We start from the raw sequence: 18,827 nt of genomic DNA, 5'->3' as shown, positions 1-18,827 counted from the left end.
CGGTTTTGTCGCCAAATGCCTGACCCCCGACATGAGTCGCGACCAGGTACAGGAAGAGGGTATTGCCTGCTACCGGATTTTTGTCCGCGGCCTGCTCGACATCACCGACAATCGCAGCGAGAGCGGCATCGTGCGGCCACCGCTGGTGGTGGCCAAGGACGACGAGGACCCCTACCTGGTGGTGGCGGCAGACAAGGGCACCGCGACTTTCTCTGATATCGCCAACGCCCTGTCCCGCGAATATGATTTCTGGCTCGGCGATGCCTTCGCTTCCGGCGGCAGTGCCGGCTACGACCACAAGAAGATGGCGATTACCGCGCGCGGTGCCTGGGTTTCAGTCCAGCGTCATTTCCGCGAGATGGGCACCGATGTCCAGACCACGGACTTCACCGTGGTGGGCGTTGGTGACATGGCCGGGGATGTATTTGGCAACGGTATGCTGCTGTCGCCGCATATCTGCCTGCTGGCGGCCTTTAACCACCAGCACATTTTCGTCGATCCGCAGCCGGATGCAGGCCGCAGCTTTGCCGAGCGCAAGCGCCTGTTCGAGCTGCCGCGGTCCAGCTGGGCGGACTACGACCGCAGCCTGATATCCGCCGGCGGCGGGGTTTTCGAGCGCGCGGCCAAGTCCATCTCCATTTCCCCGCAGATGCGGGAGCGCTTTGATATCCACAGCGATCACCTGACGCCCAACGAACTGGTGTCCCACCTGCTGCGGGCGCGGACAGACCTGCTCTGGAACGGCGGCATCGGCACTTACGTCAAGGCCAGCAACGAGTCCCATACCGATGTGGGCGACAAGTCCAACGATGCCGTGCGGGTAAATGCCGCCGAATTGCGCTGCCGGGTGATCGGCGAGGGCGGCAACCTGGGCATGACCCAGCTGGCCCGGGTGGAATACAGTCTCAAGGGCGGCCGCTCCAACACCGACTTCATCGACAATGCCGGCGGCGTGGACTGTTCCGACCACGAGGTAAATATCAAGATCCTGCTGAACGCCATCGTCCATCGCGGCGATCTCACCGGCAAACAGCGCGACAGCTTGCTGGAGGAAATGACCGACAGCGTGGCCCGGCTGGTGTTGCAGAACAACTATCGCCAGACCCAGGCCATCAGCCTGGCGGAATTGGAGGCCACTGAGCGCAATGGCGAATACCGGCGCCTGATCAGCAACCTGGAGTCCGCGGGCAAGCTGAACCGCCAGCTGGAGTTCATTCCCACCGACCAGGAGCTGGCGGACCGCCGGGTGCAGGGCCACGGCCTGACCCGGCCCGAGCTGGCGGTGCTGGTGTCGTACAGCAAGGCCATTCTCAAGGAGGAGCTCATCGCCTCCGATCTCGGTATTGATCCGCACCTGGCGGCGGCAGTCACCACGGCCTTCCCGGCCCGCCTGCTGGAGCGGTATCCGGAGGACGTGGCGGAACACCGCCTGCGGCGGGAGATCATGTGCACCCAGGTCGCCAACGATATCGTCAACCGGGTGGGATTCAACTTCATTCCCCGGATGCGCAGGGCCACCGGGGCTTCGGTGGCTGACGTCGCCCGGGCCTATACCTCGATAATGAAGGTTTACCGGGTGGACGAGCTCTGGCAGCAGGTGGAAGCACTCGACCACCAGGTCGATGCGGTGGTGCAGCAGGAAATGATGCACTGCCTGATCCGCCTGGTGCGGCGCGCCAGCCGCTGGCTGCTGCGCAACCGGCGCCATGAGCTGGCGCCGACGCGCACCATTGCCGAATTCAGCGAAGGCGTTGCCCAGCTCAGCGAGGCCCTGCCGCGGATGTTGCGCGGCAGGGCCGTGGAGCGGTACCAGGCACTGTCCGAGCGCTGGCAGGAGGCCGGGGTCGAGGTGGGGCTGGCCGCGGCGGTGGCCTTTGCCCTGCACGGGTCCACTGCGCTGGGCATTATTCACGCTTCCCGGGAGACTGAGGCGCCACTGCTGCAGGTTGCGGAACTCTACTTCGAGCTGGGTGAGCGGCTTGAGCTGGACTGGTTCAGTGGCCAGGTCCTGGCCAGCAAGGTGGACAACGAGTGGCAGGCGCTGGCGAGGGATACTTACCTGGAAGACCTGGAGTGGCAGCAGCGGACCCTGGCGGTGGGCGCACTGCGCTATCTCGACGGTACTGGCACCCTGGCCGCCTGCCTGGAGGCCTGGGAAGAGCAGCAGTCAGTGCTGCTGTCCCGCTGGCAGGACATGTTGACCGAGTTGCATACCACGGATTCCCCGGATTTTGCGATGTTTGCGGTGGCGGTCCGGGAACTGCTGGACCTCGCACAGAGCAGTCTGCGGACATGAAAACGGGCGCCAGCGGCGCCCGTTATTCCAGTCAGCTGCGTTCGGGAGGGAGGACTCAGGAAACCCTCATTTTGTGGACCCCTGACACTCCGGTCAGGCCATCCCATTGATCTACACGACCTTCCCGCCAGCCGGAAACCCACTGCTGGCGCTGCTCCTCCTGGGCATGGGGGCAGAAATCGATACTGCGACCGGAAACACCGGCCCGATAACCGCGGTCAAACGCCCTGGAACTGGCGTCGCGTTTCTGTCTTCTCATAGATACAGCCTCCGTTCATGAGTTGGCGTCGAGAGACGCAACTCCATGTAACCAGACTGTTCGCTCCCGGGCCACTATCTATTTGGAACAAAATCCCGGGTGCTTATAACCAAAACCGGGGATCCAGTGTGTGAGGTGGCGGAATCACTGGCTTCTGGGGTTGCGGGCCGGATCCAGCAGTTCGATCCAGTGCAGCACCGGAACCGTGGCTCCAGCGAGATGCAGCTGGCAGCCGATATTCGCGGTAGCGATGAGGGCCGGTGTGTCCACCGTCAGGGCGGCCTGCTTGCGCCGTCGCAGGCGCTCGCTCAGCGCCGGCTGCAGCAGGGAATAGGTGCCTGCGGATCCGCAGCAGATATGGCTCTCTTCGGTCCGGGCCAGGGTAAATCCGGCGCGCCCCAGCAGGCCTGGCAGCAGGTCCGGCTGGCGCAGGGCGTGCTGCAGGGAACAGGGGGTGTGAATGGCGACCTTGCCGCAGCCGGTTTCCGGGGCGAGTACACTCAGGTCCTCTTCCAGCAACACCTCCCCCAGTTCCCGGGCCAGGGCGGACACTCTGGCCGCGCGCGGTGCGTACCGCGGGTCGTCCGCCAGCAGCCGGCCGTAATCCGCCAGCATGGCGCCACAGCCCGAGGCTGTGCTGACAATGGCCTCTGCCCCCGCTTCAATCGCCGGCCACCAGGCATCAATATTCCGCCGCATGTTGTCGCGGGCAGCTTCAGACCCGCCCAGGTGCTGCTGTACCGCTCCGCAGCAGCCGGCTCGTGGCGCCGCCTGCAGCGTGATGCCGAGGGCGGCACAGACCCGGCGTGCGGCATCGTTGGTGTTGGGGGTTGCAGCGGCCTGAACGCAGCCCTCCAGCACCAGCATAGTGCGCTTGCCGCTCCAGCCAGCTACGGGTAGACGTTGTTGCCGCAGCGGGATCTGCCGGCGCAGGGCGCCGGGAAGCAGCGGGCGCAGGGTTTGCCCAACGCGCAGCAAATAACGGAACAGTGTCGGCCGGCTGATAACTGCGCGGAGCACCCGCCGCACGGCCGCCTGCATTCGGGGCCTGGGCGCGGCGCCCTCGGCCAGATGCTGCCCGATATCGGCGAGCTGCGCGTACTGGACCCCGGAGGGACAGGTGGTCTCGCAGCTGCGGCAAGTGAGGCAGCGGTCCAGGTGGTTGCTGGTGGTCGCCGAGGCTGAGCCGGTTTCCAGCAGCTGGCGGATCAGGTAGATGCGCCCCCGTGGGCTGTCCCGTTCATCCCGGGTTTCGAGGTAGGTGGGGCAGGTTTCCAGGCAGAAGCCGCAATGGACACAGGCGCTGAGCAATTGCTTCGCGCGCCGGGCGTCGGCGTTGTTTCGGTAATGCGGGTGCAGATCGGTGTGCATAGTAGTCCCTAGAGCCAGCTGTAGAGGCGGCCCGGGTTGAGGATCCGCTCGGGATCGAAGGCCATCTTGAGACGTTGGTGCAATGCCTGCAGGGGCGCTGCCAGCGGTTGCGCGGTGTCTGCGGCACTGTCAGCGGCGGGCCACCAGAGGGCGGCGTGGCCGCCTTGCTCGCTGGCATGGCGCCAGGCGTCAAAGCCCTCTGCCGGGAACCAGCGCAGCGCGCCGGCCCAGTCGATGAGCAGGGGTGCGATACCCGGTGGCAGCGGGGCATTGCCTGCAACGGACACCCGCCACAGTGGCGCGGCCGCAGCCTGGGCTCCGGCGGCGAACTCGCGCAGGGCCTGCCAGGGGGCAGCGGCCGGCGCCACGCTGGCGCCACCCCAGCGGCGCGCAGTGGCCTCGACCGCGGCGGCGGCCCCGGCCAGGCGCAGGAACAGTTGCCCCTCCAGCCAGCAGGCGCCGGTGAGTGGCGCCGGTTCGCGCGCGCAGAGACTCATCTGCTGCAGGGCGCGCTCCGCATCGAGTTCCAGTGCCAGCGTATGCGTGGCTTCCGGTTGCGGCATGACCTTGAGGCTGACCTCGGTGATGACGCCCAGGCTGCCCAGCGCGCCGGCCTGCAGTCTGGACACGTCATAACCCGCCACATTCTTCATCACTCTGCCGCCAAAGTTCAGGCACTCCCCGCGGCCATTGATCAGTTGCACGCCCAGTACCGCATCCCGCACGGCGCCATTCCAGGGCCGCGCCGGGCCCGAGCAATTGGTCGCGAGGGTGCCGCCGAGGGTCGCCCGGCCACCGCAGGCGGGGGGCTCAAAGGCCAGCGCCTGGCCTTCCTCTGCGAGGATCCCGGTCAGCTCGCTGATCGCGGTGCCGGCCCGGGCTACCAGCACCAGCTCCCCGGGCTCGTAAGCCACGACTCCCCGGTGTGACGCGACATCGAGCGTGTCCGCCGAGCAGGGCCGCCCCTGCCACAGCCGTTTGCTGTCGCCGCCGCGAATGCTCAGCGCAGCACCGGTCTCCCGGGCGCTGCGGACCCTTTCGCACAGTACTTCGACCAGGTCAGTCATGGCCATACTCTCGGGGCGGCAGGGCGCGGTATTCCTGGCAGCGCTTGAGAATGGGGATCCCCTTGCCGGGATTCAGGGTCAGCGCGGGATCAAACGCGGCCTTGATATCCTCCAGCTGGTGCAGCTCGGCGGTGCTGAACTGGCTGGGCATCTGCCGCAGCTTTTCCAGGCCAACGCCGTGTTCACCGGTAATGCAGCCGCCAACCTGTACGCTGAGCTCGAGAATATCGGCCCCGAGGGCCTCGGCTTTGTGGATCTGCTCAGTGCTGGCGGCATCGAACAGGATCAGCGGGTGCAGGTTGCCGTCACCGGCGTGGAACACGTTGGCGACCGCGAGGCCGTAGCCCGTCGCAAGACGGCTGATCTCTTCCAGGACATGGGCCACCTGGCCGCGGGGAATGGTGCCATCCATGCAGTAGTAGTCCGGCGCCAGCCGCCCTACCGCGGGGAAGGCGGACTTGCGGCCGGCCCACAGCAGGGCGCGCTCTCTGTCGTCGGCAGACACGCGCAGTGAGCTTGCTCCCTGCCGCTGCAGCAGATCCTGCACCCTGACGATCTGCTCCGCGACTTCCTCGCGCGTGCCGTCCAGCTCACAGAGCAGCAGGGCCGCGGCATCCCTGGGATAGCCGGCACCGGCAAAGTCCTCGGCGGCGCGGATCGCAAGCTGGTCCATCATCTCCAGGCCGGCGGGGACGATGCCGGCGCTGATGATCGCGCCCACCGCGTCTCCCGCGGCACGCACGCTGGCGAAGCCCGCCATGATCACCCGGGCCAGTGGCGGCTGCGGCAGCAGCTTTACCGTGATCTCCACGACGATGCCCAGCAGCCCCTCGGAACCGGTCAGTAACGCCAGCAGGTCCAGGCCGGGACCGTCAAAACCTGTCCCGCCCAGGGTCACCTGCTCGCCCTCGACCGTCAGCATGGTAAGTGCCAGCAGGTTGTGCGTGGTCAGCCCGTACTTCAGGCAGTGCACCCCGCCGGAGTTTTCCGCGACGTTGCCGCCGATAGTGCAGGCGATCTGGGAGGACGGGTCGGGCGCATAGTAGAGCCCGTGCGCTGCAGCGGCCCGGGTTATGGCGAGATTGGCTACCCCGGGCTGGACCCGGGCGCTGCGTGTTTCCGGGTCGATGGCCAGAATGCGGTCCAGTTTGCTGAGTACCAGCAGGACCCCCTCCGGGTGCGGCATGGCCCCGGCGCAGAGTCCGGTGCCGGCGCCGCGTGCGACCACCGGTACCGCCAGTCGGTGGCACACGCGGAGTACGGCCTGCACCTCGCTCACGGTGGTCGGCAGCACAGTGGCCAGGGGCAACTGCCGGTACAGGGTCAGTGCATCACACTCGTAGGGGCGCTGCGATTCCGTATCGGTAATCAGCTCCAGCTCCGGCGCTGCCGCGCGCAGCTCACTCAGCAGGCGCTGCCGGTCCACCGCAAACAGCGGCGCTGTGGTGTCTGGCTGTGACCCGTGCATGCTGCGTGCTATCCTCGCCCGGCAAAGCTGAATCATAACCCATTCGCCAGCGGAGCAGGCTCATGGCGCGTACTTTCAGGGAGCAGGACGGTGCCTCCACGATGGACCCCTCGCCGCTGCGGCGCTGGATAACCTCGAGGATACTCAACCGTGTTCTCGATCCCGCGCGCCAGCGGGAACTCGAAGAGACGTCGGAACGGGAACGGCTGGACCGCGGCGAGCGTCATGTGGTGGAGTATTTTCACCAGCTCGACGACCCCTACAGCCTGTTGGCCGCGCAGTGTATCGGCCCACTGCTGGCCCGCTATGAAATCGATGTGCGCTGGCACCTGGTGCCCGGTCCCAGCGGCGCCAACTCCCCGGAACCACAGCTGCTGGCCGCGCTGGCGCGGGCCGATGCCGAGGCGGTGGCGCCGGGCTACGGGCTGGCCTGCCCGCCGCTGGTGGCGCCGGAGAGCAGCCTGTTGCAGCGCGCACAGCGCATTTTCACCGCGACCCCGGAGCGGGGGCGGGTGGAGGCGGCGGAAGCCCTCAGCAGCGCGGTACTCACCGGTAATGCAGCGGCTCTGGACGAGCTGGCGAAGCGGCATGGCGAGGCTACGGATGCAGATGCGGACGCCCTGCTGCAGGCTGGCGCAGCGCGGCGCAGGGCTTTGCATCATTACTCCGGCGCCATGTTTCACTACGGGGGAATCTGGTACTGGGGGGTGGACCGCCTGTACCACCTGGAGCGGCGTCTGCAGGCGCTCAACGCCTTGCGACGCCCGCTGGCCGCCTGTCTCTTTCCCCGTCCGCCGCTGCGCACGGGCCCCCTCAGGGACAGCGCTACCCTGACCCTGGAGTTCTATGCTTCCCTGCGCAGCCCGTATACCGCATTGATCTTTGACACCGCGGTGGCCTGGGCGAGGGAGGTTGGGGTCAAGCTGGAGCTGCGCCCGGTCCTGCCGATGGTTATGCGCGGCGTGGCCGCTACCCGCGACAAGGGCCTGTATATCTTCAGCGACGCGGCGCGTGAGGCCAGCGCCCTGGGTGTGCCGCTGGGGCGATTCTACGATCCCATCGGGGAGCCGGTACGGCGCTGCTACTCACTGCTGCCGGTGGCGGATGCCGCCGGCAAGCGGGTCGAGCTGATGAGCAGTTTTCTGCGTGCGGCTTTTTTCGAAGGCCGCAGTGCCGCTCGCTCCCGCGTGCTGCGCAAGATTGCGGAGCGCGCCGGACTATCCTGGAGCGCGGCATCCCGGCAACTCGGCCAACCGGGTTGGGAGGATATGCTCGAGGCCAACCGGCAGGCCATGTACGCCTTTAACTGCTGGGGCGTACCGGCATTTCGGCTGCTGGATGAGCGCGGTAGTCCCCTCGTGGCCACCTGGGGTCAGGACCGGCTGTGGCTGGTCGCCGAGGTGCTGCAGCGCACCCTGGCGGCGCGCAATCAGTCCGTGTCGGAAGAGGAGCTGCCGCCGGCGTTTCCGTTTTCGAGGTAGCGCTGTCGCTTGCGCGGCTTCATCCGCTCCAGATCCACCAGCACGAAACCATCGACGCAATGCCCGAAGTTGCTGTCCACGTTGAAGGCGGTGATGGCGATGCCGGACGGCTCCGCCACCTGGGCGTAGTGCTTCAGCAGCGTGGGTACCCGCAGTCCGCGCTCGGCCAGGGTATCCTGCAGAATCCTGAAGTCCGCTTCCGCATCGCGGTCCTTGGATACTTCGGAATGCAAGGTCCGCTGGCCCGCAGCTGGGACAAATGGAGTTCGTGGCTTCAGGTCCAGCGCCATATGTGCATAGTGGCAAGCGTAGTGGTCAACCAGCAGGCCGATGGCTTCCTCTCCGTACAGCCGGCTGATGGAGACGGGGCCGAACAGGTAGCGATAGGACGGGTAGCGACGCAGGAACGCGCCAATTCCCAGCCACAGGTAGTCCAGGCTCTGGCGGGTCTGGTAGCGCGGCTGGACAAAGCTGCGTCCCAATTCCAGACCCTGCTGTAGATAGGGTGCCATCCCGGGCCCGAAGGCAAACAGTGTGTGGGTATACAGTGCTGTCATGCCGCCCCGGGCGACCAGGGCACGCGCATCGCCCAGTCGATAGGCACCTGCGATTTCCAGTTCCTGCGGGTCCCAGAGCACCAGCTGCAGGTAGTCGCGATCGAAACGGTCAATATCGCGCGGTAACCCCGAGCCCTCGCCAACGGCGCGGAACGCCAGTTCGCGCAGGCGCCCGATCTCGCGCATGACGCAGGGCGCCTCGGCCATGCGACACAGCTGTATCCGTTTGCCATCCGGGGTGGCCCCCAGGGATTCGCTGGCGTTGATTTCCTGTCGCAGCAGCAGCCGGTTTTCCGGCGCGGCCACGGTCTCGATGCTCTGGAATATGGGGCGCCGGTCGCGGGCTATGCGATAGACGTGTTTGCGAAACAGCTGTGCCAGCTGCGCCGGCGGTAGCTGCATCGCGCTGTAATGCTCCCAGGGCACCGGTTGGCCGACCCTGGCATCCACGGTATTGTGGCTCTGCCTGAACATCTCCCGCACCAGCCAGAGTGTGGACAATGGTTTGGCCAGGAACGAGATGCTGTAAAAGAACAGCGAGTTGCGCCCGGCGACATACACCGGCAGTATCGGTGCGCGGGTCGCTGCTGCGATACGCACGAAGCCCGACTGCCAGGCGCCGTCCTTCACGCCCTTTACCCCGAAGCGGGACACTTCTCCTGCGGGGAAGATAATCAGCGCACCTTCCTGCTCAAGATGATCATGAATCCGTCGGAGATTTTGCCGCGGTGTACTGCCGCCCATATTGGTGACTGGTAACAGCACTGCTTGCAATGGACTGACCGCGGTGAGCAGGTCATTGGCAACGACTTTGACATCGGGTCGGACCTTGTGCACGAGGTTGAGCAGCGCCAGACCATCGAGGGACCCAATGGGATGATTGGCCGCGATCACCACGCGACCGCTCGCCGGAATCCGGCAGCGTTCGTTGTCGCGGATACGCAGAGTGAAGTCGAAGTAGCGCAGGGCTTCCTCCACAAAATCGAAGCCCTGGAGGTGTGGGTAGTCCTGTCCGAACTGACGAAATCGCGTCTGGTAGAACAGATAGCCCAGGAAGCGGGCCAGTACGGTACCAATGCGCCGATGCTGCCGGAACAGGGCAGGGTAGCGGGTTTCCAGGACCTGGTGGATGTCTATCATGGCCGGGCTACTCCGGTGCGGGTGTCTAGTTCAGCAGCCCGATGGCCTCTTCGTATTCACGCCAGGCATAGCCCTGGACGGACGGTTGATGCTGAGCGCGGGTGTCAACCACGGAAATCCTGCCGCCGCTGTTAAGAAACGCCTCTACCTGGCGATCTATTTCCTGCCTTGCCCGTTCCTTCTGGTTGAGATCGTGCGAGTGTGTATCGTGTTGCATGGCACTGCTCCTGGTTGAGGAATTACAGGCAGCATCCTGCGGCGCTGATATTGCAGCCAAGCGACAGTGTCGTGAAGATTTCTTGACCGTCGGGTACCTGCAGGCGCCCGTCGCGAACGGGTAGTGGTGCAATAAAAACGTCACATACCGAACACATTTCTGTCATCAACGAACCTTAAGCTTCTCCCCAATGTGAGCGGCGGCTGCAGTGAATCAGGACTGCGCCCGGGCATCAATCAACCCGACCATTGGGACCCCCGAATGAAACCACTGTTTTCTCGCTTGAGCGCCACCGCAGTTCTGCTCTGTTCGACCCTGTCAGTGCAGGCAGCGGACGAACTGGTAGTCCAGGTGACCAGGAATGGCGCCCTGTCTCCCGGCCTGACCATCGTCCTCGACGGAGTGAACAGCAAACCGGTCGACGCCAGCGGCGCTGTCTACTTTGATCTGACCCCCGGCGCGCACAGCATCCAGGTGCTTGATGGCGAGCAGACCTTGCACAGCTTTCGGTTCAACGTTGCGGAGGGGCAGCTCGCTGACGTCTTCATTCGTCTGGAGGAGGGGCAATCCCCGGTTGCCACGGTGGAATCCTACTTTACCTCCGAGACCGCCGCACAGCTGGCAAGGGCCGTGACCGGCTCGGTCCGGGGCCTGGTCAGTTCCGCGGGCCAGCCGGTATCTGGCGCGACTGTGGAGCTCAGCGGCCCCGTGTCCCGTTCCGCGGTCACCGGTGCCGATGGCCGCTACGCACTGGAAGCGCCGCGCGGCGTCTATACCTTGACCATCACCCACCCCGAGCTCGGCAGCCAGAGCCTTGCGGATTACCGGGTGATCGCCAACGCGCAAAAGAGCTCCGACTTCAGCCTGCGCCGCCCACAGCAGCGCAACCTGGGTATCAGTGTGCCCCAGATCGAGGAAGTGACGGTCATCGCCAGCATGCCCGTGGGCGACCTGCAGGAAAGCGAGCGCTATTCGACCAACGTGGTCAACACACTGGATGTCGAGCAGCTGGCGCGCTTTGGCGATACGGATGTGGCGGCGTCCGTGATCCGTGTGCCCAGTGTGACGGTGCAGGACGGGCAGTTTGTCTTCATTCGCGGGCTCGGCGATCGCTATGTAAGCAGCACCCTCAACAATGCCACCCTGCCCAGCACCAACCCGACCAAGCGCAGTGTGCCCCTGGACCTGTTTCCGAGCAGCATGGTCGAGCAGCTGGACATTCGCAAAAGCTTTCTCGCCTCCATGCCGGGTGAGAGCACTGGCGGCAACCTGCAGATCAATACCCGCACCTTCCCCAATGAGAGAACGGGCAAGCTCAGCTTCCAGCTGGGCGCTGTCGACGGCATCACGGGCAGGGACGCCCTGGTCGATCCGGCCAGTGGGGATTTCGATGTTGTCGGCTGGGATGACGGTGCGCGCCAGCGCCCGGCTATCGCCTACGCTGTCGCGGAGACGCTCAAGTATTCCGGGTTCCTGGGCTCGGCAGTGCAGCGTGAGCTGGGCAAGCTGGGCGCCAATGCCATCACCGGCAATTTCCAGTACGACACCGAAACCGCAACCCCGGACCTGTCCCTGGGGCTCAGCTACGGCGACGTGTTCGACCTCGATCTCTTCGGTGGCGCGGAACTCGGCTACTTCCTCGCCGGCAATTACAAGAACGAGCGCGGGATACGCAAGGACGGTGTGCGCAGGACCTATGGCGGGGTCAATGCATCGCGGGTTCTCGACGACTTCACCTTCGAGCAGTTCGACAATGACGTCGACGCCAGCGGCCTGCTGTCCATTGGCCTGAATGTCGGCCAGAGCAGCTACACCTCCAACACCATCGCCTCCCGCGTTACCAGCGAATCGGTCCGGCTGGAAAACGGTTTCGACGGCGACGAGCTGAATCCGTCAATCAACTGGTCTATTGAGTGGGAGGAGCGCCAGTTCCTGTCGCAACAGCTGGCCGGGGAGCATATTCTCGGTGCCGACGAGGCCTGGACCCTGGACTGGCAGGCGACAGCAAGCCGCGCCGAGCGTTACGCCCCCGATCGCCGTGAGGTGCGCTTTGACCAGCAGGGTAGTGACGGCATCTACAACCTGCAGGTGCCCGAGCTGACCCGGCGCTATGACGACCTGGTAGACGACAACCTGGATGCATCACTCGATCTGGAGTACCTGTTTTCCAACGGTAATCTGGAATCAAAACTGGAGCTCGGGGTTAACGGTATCACCCGGGAGCGGGATTCCGATTCGGAGACCTACGGTTTTGGCGGCGGCATCCTGGCCATAGACGACAGCGCGCCCAATCTCCTGGTCTCCGACGTGGTGAACCAGGACACGATTACCGGCGATGCGAGCACCGGCTTTACCTTCCAGGACAAGACCCTGCCCAGCGACAGCTACGAGGCGGAGCTGGACCTGAACAGCGTGTACCTGTCCTACGACGCGCTGTGGAACCTGAAATACCAGCTCGTCGTCGGCGTGCGCTACGAAGAGTTTGAGCAGATTACCGACACCTTTGGCCTTTCCGGTGAGCAGGGCCCAGTGCAGTCGGTACTGGAGGAAAACTCGGTACTGCCATCGCTGAGCCTCAACTGGTTTATCACTGATGATCAGCAGTTGCGCTTTGGCCTGTCGAAGACAGTAGCGCGGCCCGACTTCAAGGAAACCTCTAACGCGACCTTCTACGACAAGGAGTTCAACTTCCGGGTAAGGGGTAATCCCGCCCTCGGGGTGTCGGATGTCACCAACTACGATCTGCGTTGGGAAAAGTACTGGTCGGATCGGGAGTCCATCAGCGTGGCCCTGTTCTACAAGGATATGGAAGATCCGATCGAACGTGTGGTCCAGCCAGCTTCGGGTACGGCGGGCAACTCGCGGACTTTCCAGAATGCGGAATCCGCGGAAATCCTCGGTATTGAAATAGACGGGCGCAAGGACTTTGCCCTGGACGACGCCTTTACCCGCAGTTTCTTTGTCGCCGGCAATGCCAGTTACATCGACTCCGAAGTGACACTGCTGAACGCCAGCACGCGGGAACTGCAGGGCGCGCCTGAATATACCTTCAACATGATTTTTGGCTATGACGACGTTGCCCGGGGCCACGAACTGACCCTTCTGCTCAACCAGAGCGGCGACACGATTGTCGACGTCGGCGTATCGGGCCAGCCGGATATCATTCAGGAGCCGCGTATGGATGTGAACATCGTGTATCGCTACTCCCTGTCGGACAGTTTTACCTTCCGCGCCAAGCTGGAAAACATACTTGATGCAGAGGTGGAGTTCACCCAGGGCGGCAATGTGTTCCAGAGGTATAAACGTGGCCTGGAAGTGAAAGCAGGATTCGATTGGCAGTTCTGATCGGAAGCTCGCCGTGGGGCAGCAGGAAATTCAACTTACCGAAAAAACCCAGGAGTAGTTATGAAACTGAAGAAATTGGCTATCGCAACGGCGGTGCTCAGCTCTCTCGGCAGCCTCTACGGATGTTCCGAGGGCGACAAAGCCACGATCAATATTGACGCACCGACCACCGTGACCAACCCGCCGGCAACCGGCGGCGATACGGGCACGACATCCTCCTGTCCGGACTGGTCCTCCGCCCGTCCCAAGGACGCCGATGGCAACGATGTCTGCCAGCTGCCGGCGACCATCCTGGTCGACCGCACGCTCACCAGCGACAAGGTCTGGTACATGGAGTCCCGGGTCACCGTCGGCAATGGCAACCAGGAAATGTCGATTGACGAAGGGATCCTCGCCAACGGCGATGCGGTGATAGACGCCACGCTCAGCATCCAGCCCGGTACCCAGATCAAGGGCCAGACCGGCAGCTTTGCCAACCTGATCATCACCCGCGGCGCGAAAATCATGGCAGAGGGTACCGCGGATGCGCCGATTGTCTTCAGCTCCGACAGCGCCGGTTTTGACGGTGTAGGGGAGTGGGGCGGCCTGATCCTGCACGGTTACGCACCCCACAACGAGTGCTTGACCGCCGACCAGGGCGCGGTCGCGTGCAACATTGACTCAGAGGGTGAATCCGGGTTTGGTGGCGGTTATTCGCCGGACGATAGCAGCGGCGTGTTGCGCTACGTCGTAGTGGCCGAGGGCGGTTTCGAGTTTGCGACCGGCAATGAAATCAACGGGATATCCCTGATTGGCGTCGGCGCCGGCACCGAGATGGAGTACATCCAGATCCACAACAACGCCGACGACGGTATCGAATATTACGGCGGCACGGTCAACACCCGTTATCTGGTGCTCACCGGCAACCAGGACGATTCCATAGACTGGGACGAGGGCTGGCAGGGCAATGTCCAGTACCTGCTCGCCGTCCAGGGCCCGGAGGCCAGTGGCAACCTTATCGAGGCCGACACAGAGGGTACCCTTGATTTCCTCTCCATCCCCACCATTGCCAACGCCACGTTCATCGGCGGCGGTTCCAATGCAACGGCGGCGGTGTTCAAGGCCACGTCCGGCGGTTTCGTCCACCACTCCGTGTTCACCTACGATGATGCCTTTGCCGGTGAGACCACCTGTGTGGATGCATCGCGGGCGGCCCAGGTGGGTACCGAGCTGGTATACACCAACGTGATCGCGGATTGCGATGTCAGCGGCGACTCTGTGCTGCTGCCGGCCCTGGTGACGGATGTGCAACTGGATGCGAACTACGCCTCGCAGGCGCCGGAGTCCTCTTCGGTTGGGGTTCTCGATATCGAGAACATCAACGCAACCTACGCGACAAGCGTGGCCGACCCTGCGTTCTTCGATGCTACAGACTACGCCGGCGCCGTGGACCCGAACGCCAGCAGCCTCTGGTTTGAAGGCTGGACCGTTACAGGTTCGCTGTAGGCTCGCCTTCTCGCCACCGTATTACCCCGCTTGAACGCCGGCCCTGCGCCGGCGTTTTTTTGCTTTCACGGCAGGCGAGTTCCCAGCTGCCCACTGCCGTCAATCCGCGGCAGGTCCAGCATGGTAAGAACGCCGGCTTGCGCCGAGCACACTGCCGGAATGGCGTTGACCAGCCAGCAGGCCGCCGAGGCGTTGCCGCCACCGCCGGCGCCGATCTCGTACTCATCTTCGGCGTGCAGGCTCAGGGTGACGGTGGGATTGCCGCGGATGATGACCTGGTGGCAGCCCTGGCCCTCTGGCGGGTAGGGCCAGTCCGGGGCACAGGTATCGTCAATGCGGGTGATATGCTCCAGCACAAAGCGGGCCTCGCCTGGGGTCACGCCGCACACTTCGAACCTGAATGCCCCTTGCGTGCCAGTCTCGAACAGGCCCATGGTGGGAATGCGAATATCCCGTTGCAGTGCTTGCCGCTCGACGTTGATCTCAAGCCCGGTGACGGGACAGCCGAGGGCCTCGCCCACCAGTCTCACCATGGGCCCCCACACCATTTCGATTGCGAAATCGTGGAGCATCAGGGGGAGGGTGTCCATGGAGCCGCCGAAGCCGATGACATCGCGCACCACCCGGGGCTGGTCATAGAGCGCATAGTTGAAAATTTCCCGGCTGCGAATCTCGGTGATGGCGGAGCTGGTGCCACTGACCAGCGCTGGCAGCATGTCCATGGCCCAGCCCGGATCGATTCCGGATACGAACAGGGAACTGCTGCCCCGTTCGCAGGCCGCCTGCACCGGGGCAAGCAGGTCCGGAAGAGTCGTTTCTGGATGCAGAAACAGGTAGAGCCCACTGGCGACTACATTGCACCCCGCTTTGAGGCTGGCGATCAGGTCAGCCATGGCCGCTTCGGGGCGCGTATCGGCCGTTGCGGCGTAGACCACCGCATCGGCGCCCGCAGCCAGTAGCGAGCGCCAGTCATCAGTGGCGGCGAGGCCTATGGGCGACAGCCCCGCCAGCACGCCGACATCGACCCCGACCTTGTCCGGGTTGGCGACGATTACACCAGTCAGTTCGAGCTCCCGGTGGGTGAGAATTGCCCGGATGGCGGGGCGCCCGACGTTGCCGGTGCCCCAGACAATGACCCGCAGGCTCATAGGCCTCTGCTCCCTGAGATTTCATATTGTTGTCATGCAAGTGTCACAGAGGCGCTCTATTATTCGCCTCCATCGACACCCTGATTCAGGATTGCTGAGAGTACCATGCGTTTACTTGTGACTGCACTGCTGCTGATTACCTCGATCCAGGTCCAGGCGCTCGCTCTGGGGCCGGATGACTTTGCCGCCGCCAAGCGTCTCAGCTGCGTGCTGGCCCAGGATTCACTCGGTTACCTGAGTGAAGACGATTACGCCGCGCTGACCGACGAGGTGCTGGAAGAATACGATGCCGCGGACGGCGATGTCATCTACGCCAAGGCGCTGGGCTATTTCGACGGGCTGATGTTCGGGATTCCCGAGCAGGACGCCGCCGGCATCCAGTCCCGCCTGCGCAGCTTTGTCGACAGTCAGGCATGCACCCGGGTAACGGGCGTAAGCTTTACCCTCTAATTGCCCGCCCGGTGATCTTTCGCCGGCAACGCTGCGTAGGTAAAGTGCACCCACCGTAGCTGCGAGCCCTGCCCATGCTTAAACCCGCCATCCTCTACCTGTTTCTGGCCCTGGTGGTCAGTGTCATCGGCTGCACTCCCGTTACTGTGCAGGATTACGCGGACAATCGCCCAGTGCTGGTCCCGGAGGAGTTCTTCCAGGGGCAGATGACCGCCCACGGCGTGATCAAGGACCGCGGGGGCAAGGTGGTACGCTACTTCAACGCGGATATCAAAGCATACTGGGAGGACGGGGTCGGCACACTGGAAGAGGATTTTATCTTCGATGACGGAGAGCCGCAGCGGCGGGTGTGGACGCTGACCCCGCAGGGAGCGGGACGCTACACCGGTACCGCCGGAGATGTGGTAGGAGAAGGGGAGATTACCGTCGCCGGCAACAGCATGTTTCTAGACTACGTACTGCGCATTCCCTACAACGATAGCACCCTGGACCTGCGCATTGATGATCGCATGTATCTGGTGAATCCCACCATGCTGGTCAACGAGTCCACGATGAAAAAGTTTGGTATCCGGGTGGGCGAAATCCTGCTGGTGATCGAGAAACGCGGCGACCAATAGCATCGCGATGGTGGTGTTGACGATCAGGGGCCTTGGCTTCGCCGGCCTGTCGCCATTCGTGCTCTTTGCGCTGGGTGTCTGGCTTTTGCATGATTACCCCCGCGCGTTGTCCCAGCAGGGTTTTGTCGTTTATTCACTCGCCATCCTCTGTTTCCTCGCCGGCAGTCTGTGGGGCAGCGCCATGCACCGGCAGGGCGCCGACAAACTGCTCAGGCTGGTGGTCAGCAATGGCGTTGTCATTTTTGCTGCGTTCAGTGTTCTGACCGCCCAGGCGCTCGTTGCCGCGGCCCTGCTGGCCCTGGGCTATCTGGCGACACTCTGGTACGAGAGGAGTAGTGGCAGTTGCAGCGGCTGGTACGCCTCACTGCGGCTGCAACTTACCCTGCTTGTGGTCGCGCTGCACATTGCTTACATTGCGGGACTCATTGCCCGCGGCACGGCCTGAACCGGGCGCAAAACCCACAACAACAAGGAAGCAAACCATGCGCGCAATATCGGTACCCAGGCCCGGCGGCCTGGACAGGCTGGCACAGGTCGAAGTCGAACCCCGCGCCCCGGGACACGGCGAGATCCAGGTCCAGGTCAGGGCCAGCTCGCTGAACTTTCACGATTATCTGGTGGTGACCGGGTTACTACCCACCGACGACGGTCGGATTCCCATGTCCGACGGCGCCGGTGTGGTGACCGCGGTGGGCGAGGGGGTCGCGGACTTCGCGGTTGGAGACCAGGTGCTCAGCTGCTTCTTTCCCAACTGGCTGGACGGCCGACCCCGGCACGGGAAAATCCTGGGTGTACCAGGGGATAACGTTGACGGCTTCGCTGCGGAGACGGTGACCATGCCGGCCCAGGGCTTTACCCGTATGCCTGCAGGCATGGATTTTGCCGCGGCCGCGACCCTGACCTGCGCGGGCCTTACCGCCTGGCGCGCGCTGGCCGTGGAGACGCATCTCCGACCCGGCGACTGGGTGCTGGTACAGGGCAGCGGCGGGGTTTCCCTGTTCGCCCTGCAGTTCGCGCGGCAGATGGGCTGCCGGGTCATTGCCACGTCATCCTCCGACGCCAAGCTGGAGCGCATGGCTGCCCTGGGCGCAGAGCACCTGATCAACTACCGCGAGACGCCCGCCTGGGGCAAACGGGTACTGGAACTTACCGCCGGCCGCGGCGCGGACCTGGTGGTTGAGGTCGGCGGTTCCGGTACCGTGGCCCAATCCGTGCGCGCCGTTGCCTTCGATGGCTGCATCAGCATGATCGGCGTGCTTACCGGGCTGTCTGGCGAAGTCCCCACGGCCGAACTGTTCCAGAAGAATGCGCGCATCAGCGGGATCACCGTCGGCAGCCGCGCCCAGCAGCTGGACATGATTGCCGCGGTCGAGGCCGGCGGCATCCAGCCGGTGATCGACAGCCGCTATCCCCTGGAACAGCTCGCCGACGCCTTCCGCCACCAGGAATCTCAGCAGCATTTCGGCAAGATCTGCGTCGATATCGGCGGCTGATACTAGCCCTGCAGGCTCCTTCCAGGTGCCATCGGCGGGGGATGGCTGCTATACTCCCGCCCGCAGTGCCCCCGTAGCTCAGTTGAATAGAGCGACCCCCTCCTAAGGGGTAGGTCGCAGGTTTGAGTCCTGCCGGGGGCACCAAATAACCATATAAATCAATGACTTAAATAATTTTAATTTTTACACCTACATAAATACCTACATAGAAATTCACTTGCCTGAACTCCGCACCAGTCAATAATCGCGAGCCAGGGGACTTGATCCAGCAGACCCTGGGTCTGGTTCCATGGTGTTAAATGCCACTCCAACCGTGATAACTTAACCGCAGTAATTTGGTTACAGTGTAACCACAAACCCCGACGAACGATGACGGGGTTTCCCCTTGCGTTGGCCGCAACCCTGTGCAGTATTGGCCCAGAGATTACCCGAG

Annotated in this window: 15 protein-coding genes and 1 tRNA gene; 9 read left to right on the top strand and 7 right to left on the bottom strand. The window is 63.8% G+C overall.

Features of this window, described 5'->3' with window-relative positions:
- Positions 1-2,296 (top strand): NAD-glutamate dehydrogenase domain-containing protein (locus RJQ10_RS15275; protein ID WP_350148134.1); only part of this gene is annotated, 2,296 nt, incomplete at its 5' end.
- Between the two features lie 55 nt (positions 2,297-2,351).
- Here RJQ10_RS15275 and rmf read toward each other — a convergent pair.
- From rmf to RJQ10_RS15255, 4 genes are all read right to left on the bottom strand, one after another.
- Positions 2,352-2,555: a ribosome modulation factor gene (rmf, locus tag RJQ10_RS15270; protein ID WP_350148132.1), complete on the bottom strand. Its 204-nt coding sequence runs from the start codon at positions 2,553-2,555 to the stop codon at positions 2,352-2,354.
- Between the two features lie 144 nt (positions 2,556-2,699).
- Entirely contained in the window at positions 2,700-3,926 is a 1,227-nt protein-coding gene (glcF, locus tag RJQ10_RS15265; RefSeq protein ID WP_350148130.1) for a glycolate oxidase subunit GlcF, read from the bottom strand.
- Positions 3,927-3,934: 8 nt separating this feature from the next.
- On the bottom strand, positions 3,935-4,993 hold the full coding sequence (glcE, locus tag RJQ10_RS15260; RefSeq protein WP_350148128.1) for a glycolate oxidase subunit GlcE: 1,059 nt from the start codon (positions 4,991-4,993) through the stop codon (positions 3,935-3,937).
- A complete protein-coding gene (locus RJQ10_RS15255; RefSeq protein WP_350148126.1) occupies positions 4,986-6,461 on the bottom strand; it encodes an FAD-linked oxidase C-terminal domain-containing protein in 1,476 nt (491 codons plus the stop codon). The genes glcE and RJQ10_RS15255 overlap by 8 nt, the downstream gene beginning before the upstream one ends.
- A 62-nt stretch (positions 6,462-6,523) precedes the next feature.
- Here RJQ10_RS15255 and RJQ10_RS15250 point away from each other — a divergent pair, with 62 nt between their 5' ends.
- Positions 6,524-7,942: a DsbA family protein gene (locus tag RJQ10_RS15250; RefSeq protein ID WP_350148124.1), complete on the top strand. Its 1,419-nt coding sequence runs from the start codon at positions 6,524-6,526 to the stop codon at positions 7,940-7,942.
- Here the strand turns inward: RJQ10_RS15250 and olsF are convergent.
- Together olsF and RJQ10_RS15240 are read right to left on the bottom strand one after the other, a co-directional pair.
- The gene (gene olsF, locus RJQ10_RS15245) at positions 7,891-9,639 is read right to left on the bottom strand and encodes a bifunctional ornithine lipid synthase OlsF (RefSeq protein ID WP_350148121.1); all 1,749 of its coding nucleotides are present in this window, start codon (positions 9,637-9,639) and stop codon (positions 7,891-7,893) included. The two genes, RJQ10_RS15250 and olsF, sit on opposite strands and share 52 nt — an antisense overlap.
- 25 nt (positions 9,640-9,664) lie before the next feature.
- On the bottom strand, positions 9,665-9,856 hold the full coding sequence (locus RJQ10_RS15240) for a hypothetical protein (protein ID WP_350148119.1): 192 nt from the start codon (positions 9,854-9,856) through the stop codon (positions 9,665-9,667).
- A gap of 261 nt (positions 9,857-10,117) precedes the next feature.
- On the opposite strand from RJQ10_RS15240, the gene RJQ10_RS15235 reads away from it, so the two are divergent.
- Together RJQ10_RS15235 and RJQ10_RS15230 are read left to right on the top strand one after the other, a co-directional pair.
- Positions 10,118-13,201: a TonB-dependent receptor gene (locus tag RJQ10_RS15235; RefSeq protein ID WP_350148117.1), complete on the top strand. Its 3,084-nt coding sequence runs from the start codon at positions 10,118-10,120 to the stop codon at positions 13,199-13,201.
- Between the two features lie 60 nt (positions 13,202-13,261).
- Positions 13,262-14,686, top strand: a complete 1,425-nt coding sequence (locus RJQ10_RS15230; protein WP_350148115.1) for a beta-helix domain-containing protein — start codon at positions 13,262-13,264, stop codon at positions 14,684-14,686.
- Positions 14,687-14,751: 65 nt separating this feature from the next.
- On the opposite strand, the gene RJQ10_RS15225 is transcribed toward RJQ10_RS15230, so the two are convergent.
- Positions 14,752-15,834 (bottom strand): NAD(P)H-dependent amine dehydrogenase family protein, encoded by a 1,083-nt coding sequence (locus RJQ10_RS15225; protein ID WP_350148113.1) that lies wholly within the window; start codon positions 15,832-15,834, stop codon positions 14,752-14,754.
- Between the two features lie 105 nt (positions 15,835-15,939).
- On the opposite strand from RJQ10_RS15225, the gene RJQ10_RS15220 reads away from it, so the two are divergent.
- The 5 genes from RJQ10_RS15220 to RJQ10_RS15200 all read left to right on the top strand — a co-directional run bounded on the left by RJQ10_RS15220 (position 15,940) and on the right by RJQ10_RS15200 (position 18,538).
- Complete coding sequence (locus tag RJQ10_RS15220; protein WP_350148111.1) at positions 15,940-16,284, top strand: hypothetical protein; 345 nt, start codon at positions 15,940-15,942, stop codon at positions 16,282-16,284.
- A 74-nt stretch (positions 16,285-16,358) separates the two neighbouring features.
- A complete protein-coding gene (locus RJQ10_RS15215; RefSeq protein WP_350148109.1) occupies positions 16,359-16,901 on the top strand; it encodes a DUF3833 domain-containing protein in 543 nt (180 codons plus the stop codon).
- A gap of 13 nt (positions 16,902-16,914) precedes the next feature.
- Positions 16,915-17,346 (top strand): DUF3429 domain-containing protein, encoded by a 432-nt coding sequence (locus RJQ10_RS15210; protein WP_350148107.1) that lies wholly within the window; start codon positions 16,915-16,917, stop codon positions 17,344-17,346.
- A gap of 37 nt (positions 17,347-17,383) precedes the next feature.
- Complete coding sequence (locus RJQ10_RS15205) at positions 17,384-18,394, top strand: zinc-dependent alcohol dehydrogenase family protein (RefSeq protein WP_350148105.1); 1,011 nt, start codon at positions 17,384-17,386, stop codon at positions 18,392-18,394.
- A 67-nt stretch (positions 18,395-18,461) separates the two neighbouring features.
- Positions 18,462-18,538, top strand: a tRNA-Arg gene (locus RJQ10_RS15200).
- Positions 18,539-18,827: the final 289 nt, after the last annotated feature.

The sequence above is a fragment of the Haliea sp. genome (genome assembly GCF_040222615.1).
Classification (GTDB): domain Bacteria; phylum Pseudomonadota; class Gammaproteobacteria; order Pseudomonadales; family Halieaceae; genus Haliea.
The sequence above is the reverse complement of the archived record's forward strand: the minus strand, read 5'-3'. Positions and strand labels throughout refer to the sequence as shown.